The following is a 19,160-nucleotide window of genomic DNA, read 5'->3' as shown; positions in this document are numbered from 1 at the left end:
CTTTAACCTTTTCTTACAAAACAAAAAACCCGAAAAATTATTAAAATTCTTCGGGTTTGATTATATTTTTAAATATTTTAGAAATCTCTATCTACATCAAAAGCTTCTAAATACTCTGCTACTCTTTTTACAAAGCTTCCACCTAATGCACCATCCACAACTCTGTGATCATATGAATGTGAAAGGAACATTTTTTGACGGATTCCGATAAAATCACCTTCAGGAGTTTCGATAACCGCTGGCACTTTACGAATTGCACCAAGAGCTAGAATTCCAACTTGAGGCTGATTAATAATTGGCGTTCCAAAAACACTTCCAAAAGTCCCCACATTTGTAACTGTGTAAGTCCCTCCTTGCGTGTCGTCTGGTTTTAATTTTCCTGCTTTTGCGCGGTTTCCTAAATCATTAACCGCTTTTGCCATTCCAACCAAATTTAACTGATCTGCATTTTTAATTACAGGTACAATCAAATTTCCGTTTGGTAAAGCAGCAGCCATTCCTAAGTTTATATTTTTCTTTTTGATAATGTAATCACCATCAACAGATATATTCATTCCCGGGAAATCTTTTAATGCTTTCGCAACAGCTTCCATCATAATTGGCGTAAAAGTCAATTTCTCACCTTCTCTTTTCTCAAAAGCGGTTTTAACCTTTTCTCTCCATTTTACGATATTTGTTACATCCACCTCAATAAACGATTGTACGTGAGCCGAAGTTTGCACTGAAGCCGTCATATATCCTGAAATCAGTTTACGCATTCTGTCCATTTCGATGATTTCATCACCTCCATTTACAGAAACCGGAACTGCTTGTTGACTTTTTTGAACTACTGGTTCTGCAACTTTCGGAGTGACAGCAGCAACTTTTGGAGTTTCAACAACACCAGATTTACGATCTTCAATATATTTTAAAATATCTTCTTTTGTTACGCGACCGTCTTTTCCTGAACCTTGCATAACTTCAAGTTCTGCAACAGAAATCCCTTCTTCTTTAGCAATATTTTTTACTAATGGTGAAAAGAATTTATCCGATCCTGAAAAATCTTGTGGAGCTGCAATTGTCTCCTTAGTTGTTTCTATTGTTTTTTCAATTTCAGCAACTTCTACAGAAACTACAGTTTCTTCACTTGCTTTTGCAACCGGCGAATCACCTTCTGTTTCAATAATCGCAATAGTTTGTCCCACCTGAACTAAATCATCTTTACCAAACAATTGTTCAACTAAAATCCCTGAAACTTCACTAGGCACTTCACTATCAACCTTATCAGTCGCAATTTCAAGTACAGCTTCGTCAGCTTCAATTTTGTCTCCTACTTCTTTCAACCAGTTGGTAATAGTTGCTTCAGCGACACTCTCTCCCATCTTTGGAAGTTTTAATTCAAATCTTGCCATATTGTTAATCTAAAGGATGATTTTGATTTTCTGATTGCGAAATTACTGAATATTTTGGATATAAATTACACTTAATATAATTTTTTACTCAATTTTTACAATTTGCCCTCTATCATTTCTTGAATTGCTTCCAATAATAAAATTTGTATTTTTGGGTAAAATCTTAAAAGTAATGTTCTTATCTTTAAGAGTTTCTATGATTTTGATACATTTTTTGAACGAAACATACTGATTATCCAAAATAATCTCAACTCTTTTACCCTTAAAAACCTGGCACGAATTTACCATTTTTTCTTTTTTGAAATCTAAAAACTCTACTTTATTTTTTAAAATATGAGGTAATTTTTCAGACAAAATTTTATTTGAAGAGTAAAAAACAACACTTTCAGGTCGTGGTTTTGCTTTCGTTTTTCCCTGAAACATTTTTACAAAAGAGAAAAACCAAGTGCCTATCTGGATAAAAAATGTAAAAAAGAATGATTTCTTAAAATGCTTTTGATAGAAAAAATTCATAGCATTTTGAAAGTGTTTCATATACTTTTCATCTTTTAAAGTACTTTCTCCTTTATAATGTAAAACTGTTGTATCATGAAAATAGTAGTTTGATTTCTTTTGTTGCAATGAGCGATAGGACAAATCAATATCATCGGCATACATGAAACAATTTTCATCAAATCCTTCTAATTCAAGATAAAATTCGCGTTTCAGCAACATAAAAGCACCAACTAAAATCTCAACTTTACCAGTTTGTTCTTGTTCTAAATGCTGCGCATAATATTGATTAAAAAGATTCCAATTTGGAAAAATTTTATACAATCCAAAAACTTTGGTAAAAGCAACCCAAGGCGTTGGAATTCCGCGTTTACTTTCGGGTAAAAAACTTCCTGTTCCGTCAATTAATTTACAGCCCGCAATTCCTAAATCCGTTTGTTTTTCGGCGAAAGCCAAAATTTTAGTGAAGGTATCTTCGGCAACAACTGTATCGGGATTTAAAATACAAACATACTTTCCGCTAGCTTGTTCTACTCCTATATTATTTCCTTTTGGAAAACCAAAATTGCTTTTATTTTCTATCAATTTTATGTTTGGAAACTTATTTTTCATCATCAAACAACTCTCGTCGGACGAATGATTGTCGACTACAATAATTTCTGCATCAAGTGTCGAAAGTGCTTCCTGAACACTTAAAACACATTGTTCCAGAAAGTAACGTACGTTATAATTAAGAATAATTACCGATAATTGCATGAAAAATAAAGGAATTGATTTTTTGGAAAGTTAGAAATTTTCGGCCAAACCTAATCGTAATGACCAATCGTTTTTACTAACTCCAAAATCGAGCACTAAATTACTATTATTTTGCTTGTTCCATTTAATGCGTAAACCGGTTCCTACGGCAGGATTCCACTTTTTAAAATCGTAGGTATCTAACTTTGAAACTGACGATATATTGGTAAAAAACACGGCTCCTATAAATCCATTTCTAGTAATATCCGTTCTGTATTCTGTTTCAAAATAAATCAATGCATTGCTTCTAAATCTATTTCGGGTAAAGCCGCGACCTGTTTTACCATCGCGATCCCAACCAATACTTGGTAAATCAAGATAATGAGGTTTTCCGCCAAAAGTTGACCAGTAAAAAGCCCGATAAGCCAAAACTCTGTGTTTATATTTACTGAAAGAGTGGTATTTTCGAGCGTCAAAATAAATCGATTTCCACTTTTCGCCATTTACTCCACTTGTATTGATTCTATAATCGGCTTCAACATATAAACCTTGCTCAGGATTGACATTGTTTTCTCTGGAATCGTACAATCCTTGCAGCGCAACTCCAAAAGAATTTTTATCAGAGTAATCTCCATTCATATATTTGGAGTAATCTGTTTCGTCGTCTATATATGACTCTTCCGAAATATTTTGATAATCATCTAATAATACACCTAAGCCTAATCGAAAATTACCAACTATTCTTCGAGTTGCAAATTGATAAAAGCGCCACTGTTGATAATCTAAAGTTGACATTTTTTGATCTGTGTTGTGTCCGCCTAATCCGTAAGTTGGTTGTGGATAAATCATATAACGATAGTCTCCAATAAAATTCCAGCTATTGTCTTTTGTATAAATATAACTTTGAATCGGGAAAACGTATTGCTTTGTAAAACTAAAATAAGGCGAAAATGTAACTTGAGACATTTTTGTAGTTTTACTGTCTCCAAGGTAAAATGTTGTCAGAAAAGAAACAACTAATCCTGCACTTTTATTAGCATCTATTGGAACAGGCAACAAAGAAAAGGCTACTTTTTTATCTGGATTTATTCGTATGGAATCATTTTTATGAAAAAGCTTATATAATACGTCTAGAATATCTTTTTTATTCTCATTACTAATAGTATCATTTTGCGCATAACAAAATGGGGTTAGAAAAAAGAAAAACAAAACAAATAGATACCTCATAATCTTTATATTATAAAAATTTAAGAAACAACTTCTTACAAATTTAAAATTTAATTTAAAATAAACCTCATTTTGCAAATAATAAAAAGCGAAAACATTTTCAACTCTAAAAAATCCTATTTTTGATTTTGAACAAAATTAAATTTTCATGAAAAACACAATATTTATTCAAAGTAGATTATTGCTTTTAATATTAACTATGGGATTTTTTATATTTGGTTTTATTCCTATTTCACAAAAAACGGATTCTAATAAAGACCTCATAAAAACCTCAACTTGGTATATTGCAGGTCCAGCTGTTGAAACTCAGGAAATGATTAATGCTGCTCGCAAAAATGAAGGCATAATTAAAGTTACAGCAAACAATAATCCGATTGGGGAGATTGAATTGAATGTTTTAATTACGTCTTCAGACTCAAATGATGGTGCGCCTACTAATTTATCTGATCAATCAAAATTCGTAAGTATTACTTATAAATCTTCCCATTTAATAAAACTGCAAGCCCGTGAAGGAAATGAAGAAGGAACTGGTTGTATGCATGGTGGTTCGCACCCAAGAGTTGATATTTTGCCTTCGCCAAAAAAATTCACAACGATTAAAATTCCCTGGTCAGATTTTAAACAAGATGGTTTAGTTAGTGGCAAAATCTTAAATATTCATAATCTTTGTAAATTCAATTTTGTGAATTACAATCCTGTTTCCGGCGCAACATTAGAAATTAAATCAGTAATAGTTCAGATCTAAAAATATGAAAAAAAGACTTTTTTATTTACTTTTCGCAAGTATATTATTTTCAAATTTTGGCTATAGCCAAAAAAAATCAGCAACTCAAAAAATAGACATTAATGGCGTTTGGGAAGATATTAATCCTGATGTTAAGAATGCAATTGTTATTATCTCAGAACAAAACGGAAAAGTTGTTTTTTCACATTACTTAGAATGGAAAGGACAAAAATTTGTAGAAAGCGGTACAGGAAAACGAATAGGAAACACAATTGGTTATACTGTAGATGTTACTTTACCTATTAAGGGCTGGGCAACGGCAGGCACTCACACTTTAACATTATCTGAAGATGGTAATACGCTGGAAGGAACTTTTGTAGACAACAAAAAAAGAACTGGACCGATTGCGTTTAAACGTGTGAGGTAAAAATTTGTTTCATGCTGAAATGAAAATATCAAACACAAAGTTAGCAAAGCTTTATGTTATAGCTTTGCTAACTTTATATAAACCTTAGTGCTGTTTGCGATAAAACAATATCTACAAGTGTAATTGAATTTTAAACTTATTACAGATTCTCATTACGTACAGCATTATAACAGAGAAAACTAGTGCCCAAATGATTCCCGGAATTCCTTCTCTAAAATAGCCCGGAATTATATGAATTCCAGAAACTTTACATAAATAATAAACAACGCCCGGCAAAATGTAAATCAATAATGGATTTGCGGCTGCCGGCATGAAAAAATTACTCCATTTGGTATGCTTTTTAATTTCTATTAACCAATACAGAAAATAAAATAATACAGTACAAATTGCGGCCGAAAACATGGTCCAACTTGGAGTTCCTTTTATTTTTGAGATTCCAAAATAAGGTCTTAAAAAATATCCTGTCGCAAAAAACAAAATTGCAAAACCTATTACTCCCCAATTGATTTTTGCCGGTACTTTTCGATCAAAAAACAATAACGAAATTACAACTCCAGCCGCAACTATTGAAGCATGTGTTAAATGTCCGGCAATAAAACTAAACCAGGACATTTCTTTTAATGCCGCACCTTCGGTAAGATTTATAATATTTGCTCCAACTGCAATTACTAAAAAAGCAATCATTGCCCATAACTTACCTCCAACAATCCAATAATATACTACTGTAACAAGGTATGCCCAACCAATTAAACCTAGAATTCCCCACCATTTTGGTGTGATTCCTATTTTGCCGGTATCTTCCTGAACATATAAAAAATAAAGAATTATTAAAACCAAAACTCCGCCATATTGCAAGGTATTCTTTAGCCAAATAGGGAAATCCTTGGCGTATTTATTCCAAATTAGAATTGGCATTGCATAAGCAAAAAGTCCCCACAAAGCGGGTGTTATTATCATTTTTGAAGCATCATAACCTTCGGCGGCGTTAACCATAAAAACACCTATTATTATTAAAGCCAAAGCTCGTTTTAATGTATGTGTCCAAATCGTTTTTGCACTATCGCCTTTCAGTAATCGGGCGTTAAACGCGAATGGAATTGACATTCCAACTATGAATAAAAAAGCAGGAAACACAGCATCGACAAAAGTCATCGCATCAGCATCGGCAGGCATATGTTTCATCCATTGCGGTACATTTACTATACTTGCCAATTCATTTACAAAAATCATAACAAAAATGGTGATTCCGCGTAAAGCATCTATCGAAATAATCCTCTGATTGTATAAATTTTCTTTAATTTTCATAAATCATTATATTTTTAGCATTTCAAATATAGCATAATTCTGAAATGACTGGTTACATTTGTTACATTAAATTTAATATCCATAAATTAGATTTGTTTTTTTATACTTTTGCCTATATGTTATCATTCTTATCCCCTAAACCCTTTTTAAAAGATCTAATTTCAGAAAATTACATTGATATTCACTCGCATTTATTGCCTGGAATTGATGATGGTGCAAAAACAATAAACGACACGGTAAAACTTGTCAATGCGCTCGAGGATTTTGGAATATCTCAATTTGTTACTACACCACATATAAGTCATTATGTTTGGAATAATTCTATTGAGACAATCAATAATAAATATGAAGACACAAAAATTCAACTAAAAGAAAACAACGCAATAGTTCCGCTTAGAGTGGCTGCCGAGTATTTCATTGATGATTGGTTTGAAAATCACTTAAAAAATGAAAAGCTTCTAACGCTGAAAGACAATTACGTTTTGGTCGAAATTTCATATCAAAGTGCACCTATTCATTTGTACAAAACTCTTTTTGAGATACAAGTTGCAGGATATATACCAGTTTTAGCACATCCGGAACGTTATTTGTATTTTCATAAAAATTTTAATGAGTACGAAAAACTAAAAAAAGCGGGCTGTTTATTCCAATTAAATTTATTGGCTACGGTGGGTTATTATGGCGAAAGAATTCGCAAAGCTTCGGATGAACTTCTAAAAAAAGGGATGTATAATTTTACTGGAACAGATGTTCATCATATGCACCATATTAAAGCTTTTGACCAAAAATTAAAAATTAAGAATACTTCTAATCTTAAGGAAGTCATTGCAAACAATCAATTTTTTAAATTCTAGTTGCTTTAATACGCGTTCTCTTCGCCTTTGAATATGTTGATAATTGTTTTTATAACGATTTTTATATCTAGCGCTAAACTCCAGTTTTCAATATACCAAATATCATATTCTACTCTATTTTCCATATCAACCAATTCTTTAGTTTCTCCTCTAAAGCCATTGACTTGCGCCCAACCCGTAATTCCAGGTTTAGCATATTGACGTACTAAGTAATTACTAATTAAATCGCTATATTCTTTTGCAAGATGCACCATATGAGGTCTTGGTCCAACAACAGACATATCGCCTAATAGAACATTAAAAAACTGCGGCAATTCGTCGATACTGGTTTTACGAATAAAAGCTCCAAATTTGGTTATACGACTATCACCTTTTTCGGCTTGTTTTTTATGTGCCAATCCGTTTACATGCATGCTTCTAAATTTAAAACACATAAACGATCGATTATCGCGACCGGATCTTTCTTGTTTAAAAAAAATTGGTCCTGGCGATTCGATTTTTATAATTAGCATGATAATAGGAAATAACCACGGGAATATTAACAAAATAACGGCTGCCGAGAAAACAACATCAAATACTTTTTTCGCAAGTCTGTTTACAGCAAATTCCAAAGGCTCCGTACGAAACATCAATACTGGTGTATTTTCATAAAAAGTAACCTCTACTTTGCTTGATTTTGTATAAAGCTGAAAATCCGGAATAAATTTAATACGTACCATGTTTTGTTCGCAAATTACAATCAGTTTGTTAATTATTTCAATATTATCAATATGCAAGGCTACATACATTTCATCGACTTTTTTATCGATAACAAATTCACTAATTTCATCAAAACCTCCTAAAACCGAATTAGGATTCACAAGTTCTGAATCGATTTTTTCATCAAAAAAACCTAAAAACTTATATCCGTATGTCAGATCTTTTGCCAGTATTTTACGGATTTTTTCGCCAGATTCATTAGCTCCAACAATTATAAAAGTTTTAAAATTATAACCTTGAGCTCTTATATATTTTAAAAGTGTCATCGAGACAAATCTCGAAACCATTAATAAAGCAAAGAATATTAAATAAAAAGAACATAATCTAAGCCTCGAAATGTCGTAAAAATTTAAATAAACGACAAAAATTGATATTAAGGCTGCATGAATTAATAATTTTCTGATTGTCCTTACCAATATCGATTCAATAGGTTCAACCCTAATACTTCTGTTGGAATCATTTTGAAGTAATAATGCCACCCAAATTAAAATAGACAACAATGAAACTGTTCTTTCTTCTCTTGACAAAAGTCTGTCTAAACTTCCAAATCTCGCCAAAGTCGATAAAATGATTGCCAAATTCAACAATACCACATCAACTAAAACAAACAAAAGTTTAAAATAGCGCGAAAAACGATAATGTGACAGTTTTTGTAAAATCTTCATACGGGGGTTTTGTCCTTAATCTTAAAACAAAAGTCTAACTAAATTTGGTACCGCAAAATAGTATTTTTATTATATTTTTTGATACTATTTACAATCTATTCTTTAAAAGTTTACTTTTATGTTATGCAAATTTAATATTGCAGACCATGATTAAATCAATTTTATTCTTTTGCCTCATTGTATCATCTGCTAATGCACAAATATTAGGCTGTACTGATCCTGTTTCTAAAAATTACAATCGCAATGCTACTGAAAATGACGGAAGTTGTACTTATAAGAACATCAAAGTAAAACCACAATATTCAAGAAATCTAAGTGATTCTATTAGGGAAACATCTGGACTAATAGCTTTTGACAATTTACTTTGGACTCACAATGACGATCATGACAAAACAATTTATGGTCTGGATTCATTAGGAATAATTCGAAAAAAAATAATTCTGGAGAAAGTTGTCAATCATGATTGGGAAGAAATCTCGCAGGACAGCACGCACTTGTATATTGGTGATTTTGGGAATAATGCTTATGGAAACCGAACGGATTTAAACATTTTGAAAATTGACAAAAAATCATTCTTAGAAGGAAATCCAATTATTGAAACGATTTCATTTCGTTATGCAGATCAAACTGATTTATCTGCTAAAAAACCCAATACCACTAATTTTGATTGCGAGGCTTTTATCGTTTCAAAAGACAGCATTTACTTGTTTACCAAACAATGGAAATCGTCTAAAACCAGCATTTATGCATTACCTAATCAATCCGGAAATCACGTTGCACAACTAGCACATACACTTGACACAAAAGGTTTGGTAACGGGCGCGACTTATTTGGAGTCAAAAAAACTAATTGTTCTTTGTGGATATTCTAAATTAGGAAAACCTTTTCTATATCTTTTGTACGATTATAAAAACAATGATTTTTTATCGGGAAATAAACGCCGAATCGATTTAAAACTCCCATTTCATCAAATTGAAGGAATTGCGACTAAAGATGGCTTACATTATTATTTAACTAATGAGGCTTTGGTTCGAAAACCAATTTTAAATGTGCTGCAACAAATACACTGTATTGACTTAAGTTCAATCTTGAATTCCTATCTCCATAATTAATTCGCAAATAGCAATATAATAGTTTACTTTTGCAAAAAAGTTCTGTTTTTTATTAAAGATTCAAAACTTATAATTTATAACACCTAGTTTATAGTGAATTATTTATCTGTAGAAAATATATCGAAGTCGTTTGGAGAAAGAACTCTTTTTGACAACATCTCATTCGGAATCAACAAGGACCAAAAAATTGCTTTTATTGCTAAAAATGGTTCAGGAAAAACAACGATAATGAGTATTATCAATGGTTTGGACGAACCTGATACTGGTCAAGTTGTTTTGAGAAAAGGAATTAAAATGGCTTTTCTTTCGCAAGACAATAATTTACAAGATGAGTTAACTATTGAAGAAAGCATTTTTGCTTCTGACAATGAAACGCTTAAAATTATTGAGGCCTATGAAAAAGCACTCGAAAATCCCAATGACGAAGAGGCTTACCAAAAAGCTTTTGACGGAATGGACCAACATAATGCATGGGATTTTGAAACGCAATACAAACAAATTTTATTCAAATTAAAACTTGAAGATTTTAAGCTTAAAGTGAAAAATCTTTCGGGTGGACAAAAAAAGCGTCTTTCTTTGGCTATCATATTAATCAATCGTCCTGATTTGTTAATTCTTGATGAGCCTACCAACCACTTAGATCTTGAAATGATCGAATGGTTAGAAAGTTATTTTGCAAAAGAAAACATTACGTTGTTTATGGTAACTCACGACCGTTTCTTTTTGGAGCGCGTTTGTAATGAAATTATCGAGCTTGACAATGGAAAATTATACCAATACAAAGGAAATTACTCTTACTATTTAGAGAAAAAAGAAGAGCGAATTACGTCTGAAAATGCAAGTGTTGACAAAGCAAAAAATCTATTCACAAAAGAATTAGAATGGATGCGCCGTCAGCCCAAAGCGAGAACTACGAAATCAAAATCACGTCAAGATGATTTTTATGTAATTAAAGAAAAAGCACAAAGCCGACGTAAAGAAAACAAGGTTGAGCTTGAAATTAATATGGAACGTATGGGAAGCAAGATTATTGAGCTTCACAAACTTTCTAAAAAATTCAAAGACAAAGTTATTCTTGATAATTTTAGTTTTGATTTTCAGCGTGGTGAAAGAATTGGAATTATTGGTAAAAACGGAACTGGAAAATCTACTTTCTTGAATTTACTTACCGGAACTATTCCGCCAGATACTGGTCGCGTTGTAAAAGGAGATACTATTAAAATTGGTTATTACACACAATCCGGAATCAACCCGAAACCAAATCAACGTGTAATTGATATTATTAAAGAATACGGAGAATTTATTCCGCTATCAAAAGGCAGAATGATCTCGGCTTCACAATTATTAGAACGTTTTCTTTTTGACGCCAAGAAACAATACGATTTTGTTGAAAAATTAAGTGGAGGAGAATTGAAACGTTTGTACTTATGTACGGTTTTAATTCAGAATCCTAACTTCTTGATTCTGGATGAGCCAACAAACGATTTGGATATTGTAACACTAAATGTACTCGAAAGTTTCCTTTTAGATTATCCGGGTTGTTTACTTGTTGTATCGCACGACCGTTATTTTATGGACAAAATTGTCGATCATTTATTTGTTTTTAGAGGACAAGGTGAAATCGAAAGTTTTCCAGGAAACTACTCAGATTTCAGAGCGTATGAAGATAGCGCCGATGTTGCTCTAAAAGAAGAAAACAAAGCCGAAAAGAAAGATTGGAAACAAAATAATCCGACAGGAAATTTAACTTTCAATGAGCAAAAAGAGTATCAAAAACTTGAGAGAGAAATTAAAGATTTAGAAATTGATAAAACTAAAATCGAACAATTATTCTCTGATGGAAAAGTTGCTGATGCTGACATTGAGAAAAAAGCAAACGAACTACAAAACATCATAAAAAAAATAGATCAGAAAGAAGAACGTTGGTTTGAACTTTCGGCTAAAATGGAAGGATAGTTTTTTTTAGTTTTTAGTCGCAGTCTCGGTTTTCAGTTGTTATGACGGGAATGTTCTTTTTATAAAAAAAATAAGATTTTTCTTTATTATTTTTACTATTCTTGTGAAAAAATAAAAATGGATTTTAAAGAATTATTAGCATATAAAAAGTCATTTGAGCTGGCAATGGAGATTTTTGAAATTTCAAAATTTTTTCCACAAGAAGAAAAATATTCATTGACAGATCAAATTAGGCGTTCATCAAGAAGTGTTTCTGCAAACATTGCTGAATCTTACAGAAAAAGAAGATATACAAATCATTTTATAAGTAAGTTAACCGACAGTGATGCTGAAAATTCAGAAACCAATGTTTGGTTAGAATTTGCACTAAAATGCGAATATATAAATCAAGAAAAATTTGAAAGTTTAAATACTAAAAGTTTTGAAATTGGCAAACTAATAAATTATATGATAAATAATCCATCTAAATTTGGATGTTCTGTCTAGCACTAAAACCGAGACTGAGACTAAAAACTGAGACTGAAAACTAATTTTTATTATATTGTAACTTAATAATAACCCATATTTAAAAAAACATGAAATACTTATTATCTTCTCTATTAGCTTTAACGCTTTTTATTTCCTGTAATAATAGTGAAAAAGAAACAATCAAAGAACCTCAAAAAACAGATTACACAGCTGAAAACGAAAAAGAGATAACAGACTATATCGCTAAGAACAACTTAACAGCACAAAAATCTGCTTCTGGACTATATTATATTATCAAAGAGCCGGGAACAGGTGTAAAACCTACGTCAACTTCAAATGTTACTGTAGCTTACAAAGGTTATTTTACGGATGGTAAAGTATTCGACCAAAGTGATGCTGCCGGAATTTCTTTTCCACTAAATAGAGTTATTCCAGGTTGGACTGAAGGTATTCCTTTTTTCAAAGAAGGTGGAAGCGGACTTTTATTAATTCCTTCGCACTTAGGTTACGGAAGTGAAAGTAACTCAAGAATTCCTGGAGGTTCAGTACTGCTTTTTGACGTTAAATTAATTAAAGTTAACTAGGTTAAAGCCACATCATCTCATAAAAAAAGCCACAACAAATATAGTTTTGTTGTGGCTTTTTATTTTTATCCAAAATGACACCGAGACTAAAAACTAATCTTACCAAGGAATCGGATTGTAATCTTTTAGGAATTTTCCGCACCAGTGTTTTCCGGTATTGATTCCGTCAAATAATGGATCCATAACTCTTGCCGCTCCATCTACGATATCAAGTGGCGGTTGAAAATCTTCTAATTCTTGTTTCTTTTTGGCCAATTCAGCAGGATCTTCATCGGTTACCCAACCTGTATCGACTGCATTCATAAAAATACCATGCTTTGCCAAAGTTCCGGATGATGTATGCGTTAACATATTTAAAGCTGCCTTTGCCATATTAGTATGCGGATGACGATCTTCTTTAAAAAAGCGATGAAACTTTCCTTCCATAGCCGAAACATTTATAATATGTTTTTGCCCTGTATTATCTTTCTTCATTATTTCTGAAAGTCGATTACACAAAACAAAAGGTGCAACAGAATTTACCAATTGTACTTCGATCATTTCGGTAGTTTCGATTTGACCCAATCGCAAACGCCAGCTGTTTGTTTTTCTTAAATCTACCTGTTGCAAATCGGCATCGAGCTCTCCTTCCGGAAAAACTTCATTTGCTACTAATGCATTATCAAAAGAATACGGAATTTGAGATAATTTTGCCGAAGCTCTCAAACCAATTCCAGGTTCTGGCCCATGCCAAGTTACCGGCATATTTTCGTTAGAAGAAGCTCCACTTGTCAAAATCTTTAATTCATCTAAACAATTAATATGATCTAATAATAATTCCTGCGCTTGTTTTGGTAATGAAGACAACGAAAGTTCTTCATTCTCCATTAAATGTGTGTAAAATCCGGCAGGACGACGAACGGTTTGTGCGGCATTATTAATTAAAATATCTAATCGCTCGTATTTTTGTTCGATAAAATTACAGAATATCTCTACGCTCGGAATATGTCTTAAGTCTAAACCGTGAATTTTTAAGCGATGTCCCCAATCCATAAAATCGGGCTCTTTAGAGAAACGCAATGCCGAATCGACAGGAAAACGTGTTGTTGCAATAACAGTTGCTCCGCCACGCAAAAGCATTAATGTAATATGATATCCAATTTTTAAACGAGAACCGGTAATAACCGCTACTTGTCCTTTTACATTGGCTGTTTGAAAACGTTTGGCATAATTAAAATCACCACAATCTGTACACATTGTATCATAAAAATGATGCATTTTAGTAAACTCCGTTTTACACACGTAGCAATTTCTGGGTGTTTCCAGTTCCAATTGTTCTTTATGAGCAAGATCATGAAATGCTAATAATTTAGGCGCAACAAAAACACTTGCTTCGCGAGCATGACGAATTCCGGTTTCTTTACGAGCCGTTTTATCTTTCTTCTCTTTCTTTCGTTTGGCTGCCAGCACTCCATCTTTAACTCTTCTCGAAAATTCATCTCGATCTGGCCTCGAAAACATACCAGCTTCTTTAATCAAAGCAATTCTTTGTTCCTTCGGGATTTCAAATATTTGATCTGTATTGGTATTCAATTGTGCCAAAATAGCAATGCAACGATTAATCTCTTCAGAGGTTATTGTCTTTTTATTTTCTATTTCCATTATTACTCTAAATTTTTAATCCTCAATTCTTCCGAATTTATATGCTTTATTTCTCCTTCATCATTAAAATATATCTCCACGTCTAAATAATTTTCTAATTTGAATCGTTTTACAAATTTTCTAGATTTATCAGTATAATAAAAGATGTTCTTTCTATTGTCATCTGGCTTATTTACATTGTAATGAATTCTATTTTTTTCATTCACAATAGCTGTATAAATATGAGCTAGTCTAGTGTTCCCCTTTAGATCTGCACCTGAAAAATTCTTAACAAAAGCAGAAAATCCTATTTTAATTTCACTTAAGTCATAAATATCATTAAAACTTAATGTATCAGCAAAATCATTTAAAATATCTATTACAGGTTTCCCATAATTTTTCTTTTCAAATTTTTCTTTTTTCTCTTGAACATAACTTTTAAAATCTGTATTTATAAACGAAAGAAAAGATTTTATCAAGTAAGAAGACTGGTTATTAATTGGATCGATTAATCCTTTATTCTCCTCATTAAATATTTCAAGCAATAGATTAAAAACAGAGTTATCATGTTTATTCCAAAACAAATGACATTTCCTTTTATATTGTAATCTTTCAAACGATTGTAAAGCAATATAAGAAGGAGAAGGAGTTAAATAAATTACATAAATCTCTGGCTGTACTCCCATTTCATTATAATACGCTTCCAAACCAATTAATTCATCTTCTAATTGAGAATCATTTTTGCTAATCGATAGATCTGTAATTTTATTCTCCAAACAAATTGAGTACAGAATCTCTTTTGTTTTATCTTCAATAATTTCCAAAACAATATCTATATCTCTTCGTTTTTTCTTGCTCTCAATATTCACAGTCAACTCAGGCTTGATATTAATTGAATACCCAGAATACTTAGACAAATCAGTTATTTTACCTCCAAACTGAATCTTTTTAAGAAAATCATTATCAATTGCTAAAATACTATTTAAAAAAGCTTGTAATAAAAAACTCGAAATACCATGATCTTCATTTGGATCAAGCAAATATGCTAAAAATGAACTAACATTGGGTTCATTTATTGAGCCGTCATTTGATGATAGGATTCTAAAAATATTCATATAAAATCGATTTATTTGCAAGCCAGCAAATATAGTCTTTTTGCTGGCTTAAAATTTTAACCTAGCGAACCATAAAGTCTTGCTTTTTGATTTTTAAACTTTTGACATTCGGTTATTATCTCACTATCTTCGCAGCCAGATCTATTTCTTTCTATGCTATTTCAGATAAAATCTTATTTAAAATTCCTTTGGAATTCAAAAAACGAACACGGAGTACATTCGCCTTTTGTATTTAATTTGTTGACGAAATGTTTTTATGATAAAAAATCAAAACCCGAATATTTGATTCTGAAAAAGTATCGAAAATCGCTTCTAGAAAACAAAAAATTCATCGATGTAACTGATTTTGGTGCCGGATCAAAAGTTTTTAAATCAAACAGGAGACAAATTTCTAAAATTGCTTCGACAGCAGGAATTTCTCCAAACCATGCCGAATTACTTTTTAGAGTTACTAATTATTTTCAGCCAAAAAACATTCTTGAAATAGGAACTTCTTTAGGTTTGGCTACTTCTGCTTTAGCTTTAGGCAACCCAAAAGCAAAAATAATCACTCTTGAAGGTTGTCCTCAAACGGCAACTGTTGCTAAAAATCATTTAGAAAATTTTGATTGCAAAAATGTTGATACCATTATAACTGAATTTGAAAACTTTTTAGTTTCTACAAATCTTCAATCTACGGATTATGATTTAATATATTTTGATGGGAATCATTCTAAAAAAGCGACTTTAGCGTATTTTGATCTTCTATTGACCACTATCACAAACGATTCAGTTTGGATTTTTGATGATATTCATTGGTCTATAGAAATGGAAGAAGCTTGGAACGAAATAAAAAACCACCCAAAGGTTAGGGTAACAATAGATACTTTTCAGTGGGGTTTTGTTTTTTTTAGATACGAACAGGAAAAAGAACACTTTGTTATTAGGGCATAAAAAAAAGACAATCATTTCTGATTGCCTTTTTTTATACTTATTTAATTTCTAAATTATTTTTTAGCTTCGGCAGTTTCTTTAGACTTCGCTCCCATTCTATTTAAGGTATACATAGGCGCAAATTTCAATTTCAAACCTGCAATTTTTCTATTATCTGATGAAGTAAGACCTTCTTTCTCAACCGTATTTTTTCGGCTATCAAGTGCTTCATACATTAGTTTGATTTCGTCCCAGTCTTCACGAGAATAACTATCTTTATTATTCTCTACCGTATGAACAAATTGCTGATAAACGCTATGAATATTTTTTGCATTTACCCAAGCAAAACTCATATCGTCGCCAATTTTACCTTCACCAAATAAAGCATTACGCAATTGTTGTTTTGGGCTTGGAGCCGGAGGAGCCAGAACTTTGACCATTTCATTTCTAAACTCTTCGTATTTTACTTTACTTGTGTTGATTTTCTCTATATCGGCTTTATTATCTTTAATATCCGCAAGTGCTACTTGTGCATCTGTTACTCGTCTATCATATTCTGCTTCAACATCTTTCCAATCCGCTTTCAAATCGTCGGCTTTAACATTTTTAATAGAATCGACGTAAGAAACGTATGAATCGATTGTTTTTTGAGCTTTTTCTTGTTTTTCATCTTTACATGATGTAAAACCTAATGCAATTACTGCAAGTCCTGATAATAATGATATGTTTTTCATAATTCTGATTATTTAAGATTAGATAACAAATATAAGTCAGAAATCAGCATGTAATTTTACACAATTATCACTTTCACAATATTTAAAACATGATAATTCAACAAAAACGCAAAAACATTGCAATTATGTAAAAACAATTCAAAATTACACAACACTATTTTCAATTAAGATTTTAATATTATAGAAGCCCAAGAAAAGTCCATTCGATATAAAAAACTTCAATTTGTAACATAATTCAATTTAAAACTACTTATCGTTTATTGAAAAGTGTTTTGTACTTTTAAATCCAAAATTGTAAATCAAAATGGCAGATCCATTAATTAAAATAACCAACATCAAACGAGATTTTGTTTTAGGAAACGAAATTGTTTATGTTTTAAAAGGTATCGATTTAGAAATCAACAAAGGTGAATATGTAGCTTTAATGGGACCTTCAGGATCCGGAAAATCGACTTTAATGAATCTTTTAGGTTGTTTGGATACACCAACATCTGGACGTTATATTTTGAACGGAAAAGATGTCAGTCAAATGAAAGACGATGAATTAGCAGGAATTCGAAACAAAGAAATTGGTTTTGTATTTCAAACCTTTAACCTATTACCCAGAACAACGGCCTTAGAGAATGTGGCATTACCCATGATTTATGCCGGATATTCAAAATCTGAACGTAACACAAGAGCTGTCGAAGTTTTAGAACAAGTAAACCTTGCCGATAGAATGGATCACCAACCCAATCAACTCTCAGGAGGACAACGCCAGCGTGTGGCTATTGCAAGAGCTTTGGTTAATAAACCTTCGATTATTCTTGCCGATGAACCAACCGGAAACTTAGACAGTAAAACGTCTGTAGAAATCATGAAACTTTTTGGTGACATTCATGCACAAGGAAATACTGTAATTCTGGTAACTCACGAAGAAGATATCGCTGCTTATGCGCATCGCGTTATTCGTTTGCGAGATGGTTTGATAGAAAGTGACACTAGGAAGTAATTTTAGATTTCTGATTTCTTGCCTAATGCTAGCCTTCTATTTTTTTTTAAATTATCTAATCAAAAATAAAAATGCTCAATGACATTAAAGTTTTAGATCACAATAATTATAAATTAATTATTCAATTCAAAGACAACATTATTTTTGAACAAGAATTAATTAATAAAAACATCTATTATTATAAAGACGAGACAAGTATAATAAATTATAGATATTTTTTCCTTTATGATGATTCAGAAAAAATAGATTTTATTCTTAAAAGGAATAATATAGTTGCAAATATCGAATCTCTTCTTATAAATGATTTTAATCAAGAAAAAAAACTACAACTAATTTATATAAAAGTTGCGCTTGCGATTATTATCATCTTAATTTTAATTGATTTTATTTTGAAAATCTAAAAAACTTAGCGCCTTAGCATCTCAAAAAAAAATGAAAGTATATACAAAAACAGGAGATAAAGGAACAACGGCTCTTTTTGGAGGCACTCGCGTTCCTAAAGATCATATTAGGATTGACAGTTATGGAACTGTTGACGAACTGAATTCCTATATAGGACTTATTCGCGACCAGGAAATGGATGCGCATTATAAAACTATTTTAATCGAAATTCAAGATCGTCTTTTTACCGTGGGTGCTATTTTGGCAACACCTGCAGAAAAAGAAGTTTTAAAAAATGGGGAACTTCGATTGAAAAACCTCGGAATAATCGATTCTGATATTGAATTATTAGAGAATGAAATTGATAAAATGGAAGAAAATCTTCCGCAAATGACTCATTTTGTTTTACCTGGAGGACATCCAACTGTGTCACATTGTCATATTGCACGCTGTATTTGTCGTCGTGCCGAACGTTTGGCAGTCCATTTAAGCCATAATGAGCATGTTCCCGAAATAGCAATCAAATACTTAAACCGACTTTCTGACTACCTTTTTGTCTTGGCACGAAAGTTGTCCTCTGACTTAAAAGCGGATGAAGTGAAATGGATTCCACGAAAGTAAACAGTCGCAGTTTTCAGTTTTCAAACTGCAAGCCAGCACTAAAAACTGAATACAAAAAAACACAGCAATTAGTAACAAATTTCAGTT

The 19,160-nt window shown here is 31.8% G+C and carries 19 protein-coding genes; 11 read left to right on the top strand and 8 right to left on the bottom strand.

The window, feature by feature from the left end; all coding sequences use genetic code 11:
- Positions 1–77: 77 nt before the first annotated feature.
- The 3 genes from IW18_RS08055 to IW18_RS08045 all read right to left on the bottom strand — a co-directional run bounded on the left by IW18_RS08055 (position 78) and on the right by IW18_RS08045 (position 3,845).
- Positions 78–1,391 carry a dihydrolipoamide acetyltransferase family protein gene (locus IW18_RS08055; RefSeq protein ID WP_041517082.1) on the bottom strand — a complete coding sequence of 438 codons (1,314 nt, stop codon included), beginning with the start codon at positions 1,389–1,391 and terminating at the stop codon, positions 78–80.
- Positions 1,392–1,475: 84 nt separating this feature from the next.
- The gene (locus tag IW18_RS08050; protein ID WP_041517081.1) at positions 1,476–2,639 is read right to left on the bottom strand and encodes a glycosyltransferase family 2 protein; all 1,164 of its coding nucleotides are present in this window, start codon (positions 2,637–2,639) and stop codon (positions 1,476–1,478) included.
- Positions 2,640–2,669: 30 nt separating this feature from the next.
- On the bottom strand, positions 2,670–3,845 hold the full coding sequence (locus IW18_RS08045; protein WP_052480114.1) for a BamA/TamA family outer membrane protein: 1,176 nt from the start codon (positions 3,843–3,845) through the stop codon (positions 2,670–2,672).
- A 148-nt stretch (positions 3,846–3,993) separates the two neighbouring features.
- On the opposite strand from IW18_RS08045, the gene IW18_RS08040 reads away from it, so the two are divergent.
- Together IW18_RS08040 and IW18_RS08035 are read left to right on the top strand one after the other, a co-directional pair.
- Positions 3,994–4,590: a hypothetical protein gene (locus tag IW18_RS08040; RefSeq protein WP_084607929.1), complete on the top strand. Its 597-nt coding sequence runs from the start codon at positions 3,994–3,996 to the stop codon at positions 4,588–4,590.
- 4 nt (positions 4,591–4,594) lie between these two features.
- The gene (locus IW18_RS08035; RefSeq protein WP_041517079.1) at positions 4,595–4,996 is read left to right on the top strand and encodes a hypothetical protein; all 402 of its coding nucleotides are present in this window, start codon (positions 4,595–4,597) and stop codon (positions 4,994–4,996) included.
- A gap of 111 nt (positions 4,997–5,107) precedes the next feature.
- Here the strand turns inward: IW18_RS08035 and IW18_RS08030 are convergent, their stop codons facing one another.
- The gene (locus tag IW18_RS08030; RefSeq protein ID WP_041517078.1) at positions 5,108–6,301 is read right to left on the bottom strand and encodes a DUF5009 domain-containing protein; all 1,194 of its coding nucleotides are present in this window, start codon (positions 6,299–6,301) and stop codon (positions 5,108–5,110) included.
- Positions 6,302–6,417: 116 nt separating this feature from the next.
- Between IW18_RS08030 and IW18_RS08025 the strand changes: the two genes are divergently transcribed.
- Positions 6,418–7,155, top strand: a complete 738-nt coding sequence (locus IW18_RS08025; protein ID WP_041517286.1) for a tyrosine-protein phosphatase — start codon at positions 6,418–6,420, stop codon at positions 7,153–7,155.
- 5 nt (positions 7,156–7,160) lie between these two features.
- Here IW18_RS08025 and IW18_RS08020 read toward each other — a convergent pair whose 3' ends face one another.
- Positions 7,161–8,579: an undecaprenyl-phosphate glucose phosphotransferase gene (locus IW18_RS08020; RefSeq protein WP_041517077.1), complete on the bottom strand. Its 1,419-nt coding sequence runs from the start codon at positions 8,577–8,579 to the stop codon at positions 7,161–7,163.
- Between the two features lie 146 nt (positions 8,580–8,725).
- On the opposite strand from IW18_RS08020, the gene IW18_RS08015 reads away from it, so the two are divergent.
- From IW18_RS08015 to IW18_RS08000, 4 genes are all read left to right on the top strand, one after another.
- Positions 8,726–9,691, top strand: coding sequence for a hypothetical protein (locus tag IW18_RS08015; RefSeq protein WP_041517076.1), 966 nt, complete (start codon positions 8,726–8,728; stop codon positions 9,689–9,691).
- Between the two features lie 93 nt (positions 9,692–9,784).
- Positions 9,785–11,647: an ABC-F family ATP-binding cassette domain-containing protein gene (locus IW18_RS08010; protein ID WP_041517075.1), complete on the top strand. Its 1,863-nt coding sequence runs from the start codon at positions 9,785–9,787 to the stop codon at positions 11,645–11,647.
- 117 nt (positions 11,648–11,764) lie between these two features.
- Positions 11,765–12,133 carry a four helix bundle protein gene (locus IW18_RS08005; protein ID WP_041517074.1) on the top strand — a complete coding sequence of 123 codons (369 nt, stop codon included), beginning with the start codon at positions 11,765–11,767 and terminating at the stop codon, positions 12,131–12,133.
- An 89-nt stretch (positions 12,134–12,222) separates the two neighbouring features.
- Positions 12,223–12,699 carry an FKBP-type peptidyl-prolyl cis-trans isomerase gene (locus tag IW18_RS08000; protein WP_041517073.1) on the top strand — a complete coding sequence of 159 codons (477 nt, stop codon included), beginning with the start codon at positions 12,223–12,225 and terminating at the stop codon, positions 12,697–12,699.
- A 99-nt stretch (positions 12,700–12,798) separates the two neighbouring features.
- On the opposite strand, the gene IW18_RS07995 is transcribed toward IW18_RS08000, so the two are convergent.
- Entirely contained in the window at positions 12,799–14,340 is a 1,542-nt protein-coding gene (locus tag IW18_RS07995; RefSeq protein ID WP_041517072.1) for an SDR family NAD(P)-dependent oxidoreductase, read from the bottom strand.
- Between the two features lie 2 nt (positions 14,341–14,342).
- Positions 14,343–15,434 carry a PD-(D/E)XK nuclease family protein gene (locus tag IW18_RS07990; RefSeq protein ID WP_041517071.1) on the bottom strand — a complete coding sequence of 364 codons (1,092 nt, stop codon included), beginning with the start codon at positions 15,432–15,434 and terminating at the stop codon, positions 14,343–14,345.
- Between the two features lie 153 nt (positions 15,435–15,587).
- Between IW18_RS07990 and IW18_RS07985 the strand changes: the two genes are divergently transcribed.
- Positions 15,588–16,367, top strand: a complete 780-nt coding sequence (locus IW18_RS07985; protein ID WP_041517070.1) for an O-methyltransferase — start codon at positions 15,588–15,590, stop codon at positions 16,365–16,367.
- A gap of 53 nt (positions 16,368–16,420) precedes the next feature.
- Here the strand turns inward: IW18_RS07985 and IW18_RS07980 are convergent, their stop codons facing one another.
- Positions 16,421–17,080 (bottom strand): DUF6565 domain-containing protein, encoded by a 660-nt coding sequence (locus IW18_RS07980; RefSeq protein WP_041517069.1) that lies wholly within the window; start codon positions 17,078–17,080, stop codon positions 16,421–16,423.
- A gap of 304 nt (positions 17,081–17,384) precedes the next feature.
- Here IW18_RS07980 and IW18_RS07975 point away from each other — a divergent pair, with 304 nt between their 5' ends.
- From IW18_RS07975 to IW18_RS07965, 3 genes are all read left to right on the top strand, one after another.
- The gene (locus tag IW18_RS07975; protein WP_041517068.1) at positions 17,385–18,071 is read left to right on the top strand and encodes an ABC transporter ATP-binding protein; all 687 of its coding nucleotides are present in this window, start codon (positions 17,385–17,387) and stop codon (positions 18,069–18,071) included.
- 71 nt (positions 18,072–18,142) lie between these two features.
- Positions 18,143–18,472: a hypothetical protein gene (locus IW18_RS07970; RefSeq protein ID WP_041517067.1), complete on the top strand. Its 330-nt coding sequence runs from the start codon at positions 18,143–18,145 to the stop codon at positions 18,470–18,472.
- Positions 18,473–18,503: 31 nt separating this feature from the next.
- Positions 18,504–19,073 carry a cob(I)yrinic acid a,c-diamide adenosyltransferase gene (locus IW18_RS07965; protein ID WP_041517065.1) on the top strand — a complete coding sequence of 190 codons (570 nt, stop codon included), beginning with the start codon at positions 18,504–18,506 and terminating at the stop codon, positions 19,071–19,073.
- Positions 19,074–19,160: the final 87 nt, after the last annotated feature.

It is taken from the genome of Flavobacterium hibernum (assembly GCF_000832125.1).
Lineage (GTDB): Bacteria > Bacteroidota > Bacteroidia > Flavobacteriales > Flavobacteriaceae > Flavobacterium > Flavobacterium hibernum.
The sequence above is the reverse complement of the archived record's forward strand: the minus strand, read 5'-3'. Positions and strand labels throughout refer to the sequence as shown.

Coding starts and splice junctions, on each gene's coding strand:
- IW18_RS08055 (WP_041517082.1), bottom strand. CDS start 1,391: ATGGCAAGATTTGAATTAAAACTTCCAAAGATGGGAGAGAGTGTCGCT.
- IW18_RS08050 (WP_041517081.1), bottom strand. CDS start 2,639: ATGCAATTATCGGTAATTATTCTTAATTATAACGTACGTTACTTTCTG.
- IW18_RS08045 (WP_052480114.1), bottom strand. CDS start 3,845: ATGAGGTATCTATTTGTTTTGTTTTTCTTTTTTCTAACCCCATTTTGT.
- IW18_RS08040 (WP_084607929.1), top strand. CDS start 3,994: ATGAAAAACACAATATTTATTCAAAGTAGATTATTGCTTTTAATATTA.
- IW18_RS08035 (WP_041517079.1), top strand. CDS start 4,595: ATGAAAAAAAGACTTTTTTATTTACTTTTCGCAAGTATATTATTTTCA.
- IW18_RS08030 (WP_041517078.1), bottom strand. CDS start 6,301: ATGAAAATTAAAGAAAATTTATACAATCAGAGGATTATTTCGATAGAT.
- IW18_RS08025 (WP_041517286.1), top strand. CDS start 6,418: ATGTTATCATTCTTATCCCCTAAACCCTTTTTAAAAGATCTAATTTCA.
- IW18_RS08020 (WP_041517077.1), bottom strand. CDS start 8,579: ATGAAGATTTTACAAAAACTGTCACATTATCGTTTTTCGCGCTATTTT.
- IW18_RS08015 (WP_041517076.1), top strand. CDS start 8,726: ATGATTAAATCAATTTTATTCTTTTGCCTCATTGTATCATCTGCTAAT.
- IW18_RS08005 (WP_041517074.1), top strand. CDS start 11,765: ATGGATTTTAAAGAATTATTAGCATATAAAAAGTCATTTGAGCTGGCA.
- IW18_RS08000 (WP_041517073.1), top strand. CDS start 12,223: ATGAAATACTTATTATCTTCTCTATTAGCTTTAACGCTTTTTATTTCC.
- IW18_RS07995 (WP_041517072.1), bottom strand. CDS start 14,340: ATGGAAATAGAAAATAAAAAGACAATAACCTCTGAAGAGATTAATCGT.
- IW18_RS07990 (WP_041517071.1), bottom strand. CDS start 15,434: ATGAATATTTTTAGAATCCTATCATCAAATGACGGCTCAATAAATGAA.
- IW18_RS07985 (WP_041517070.1), top strand. CDS start 15,588: ATGCTATTTCAGATAAAATCTTATTTAAAATTCCTTTGGAATTCAAAA.
- IW18_RS07980 (WP_041517069.1), bottom strand. CDS start 17,080: ATGAAAAACATATCATTATTATCAGGACTTGCAGTAATTGCATTAGGT.
- IW18_RS07975 (WP_041517068.1), top strand. CDS start 17,385: ATGGCAGATCCATTAATTAAAATAACCAACATCAAACGAGATTTTGTT.
- IW18_RS07970 (WP_041517067.1), top strand. CDS start 18,143: ATGCTCAATGACATTAAAGTTTTAGATCACAATAATTATAAATTAATT.
- IW18_RS07965 (WP_041517065.1), top strand. CDS start 18,504: ATGAAAGTATATACAAAAACAGGAGATAAAGGAACAACGGCTCTTTTT.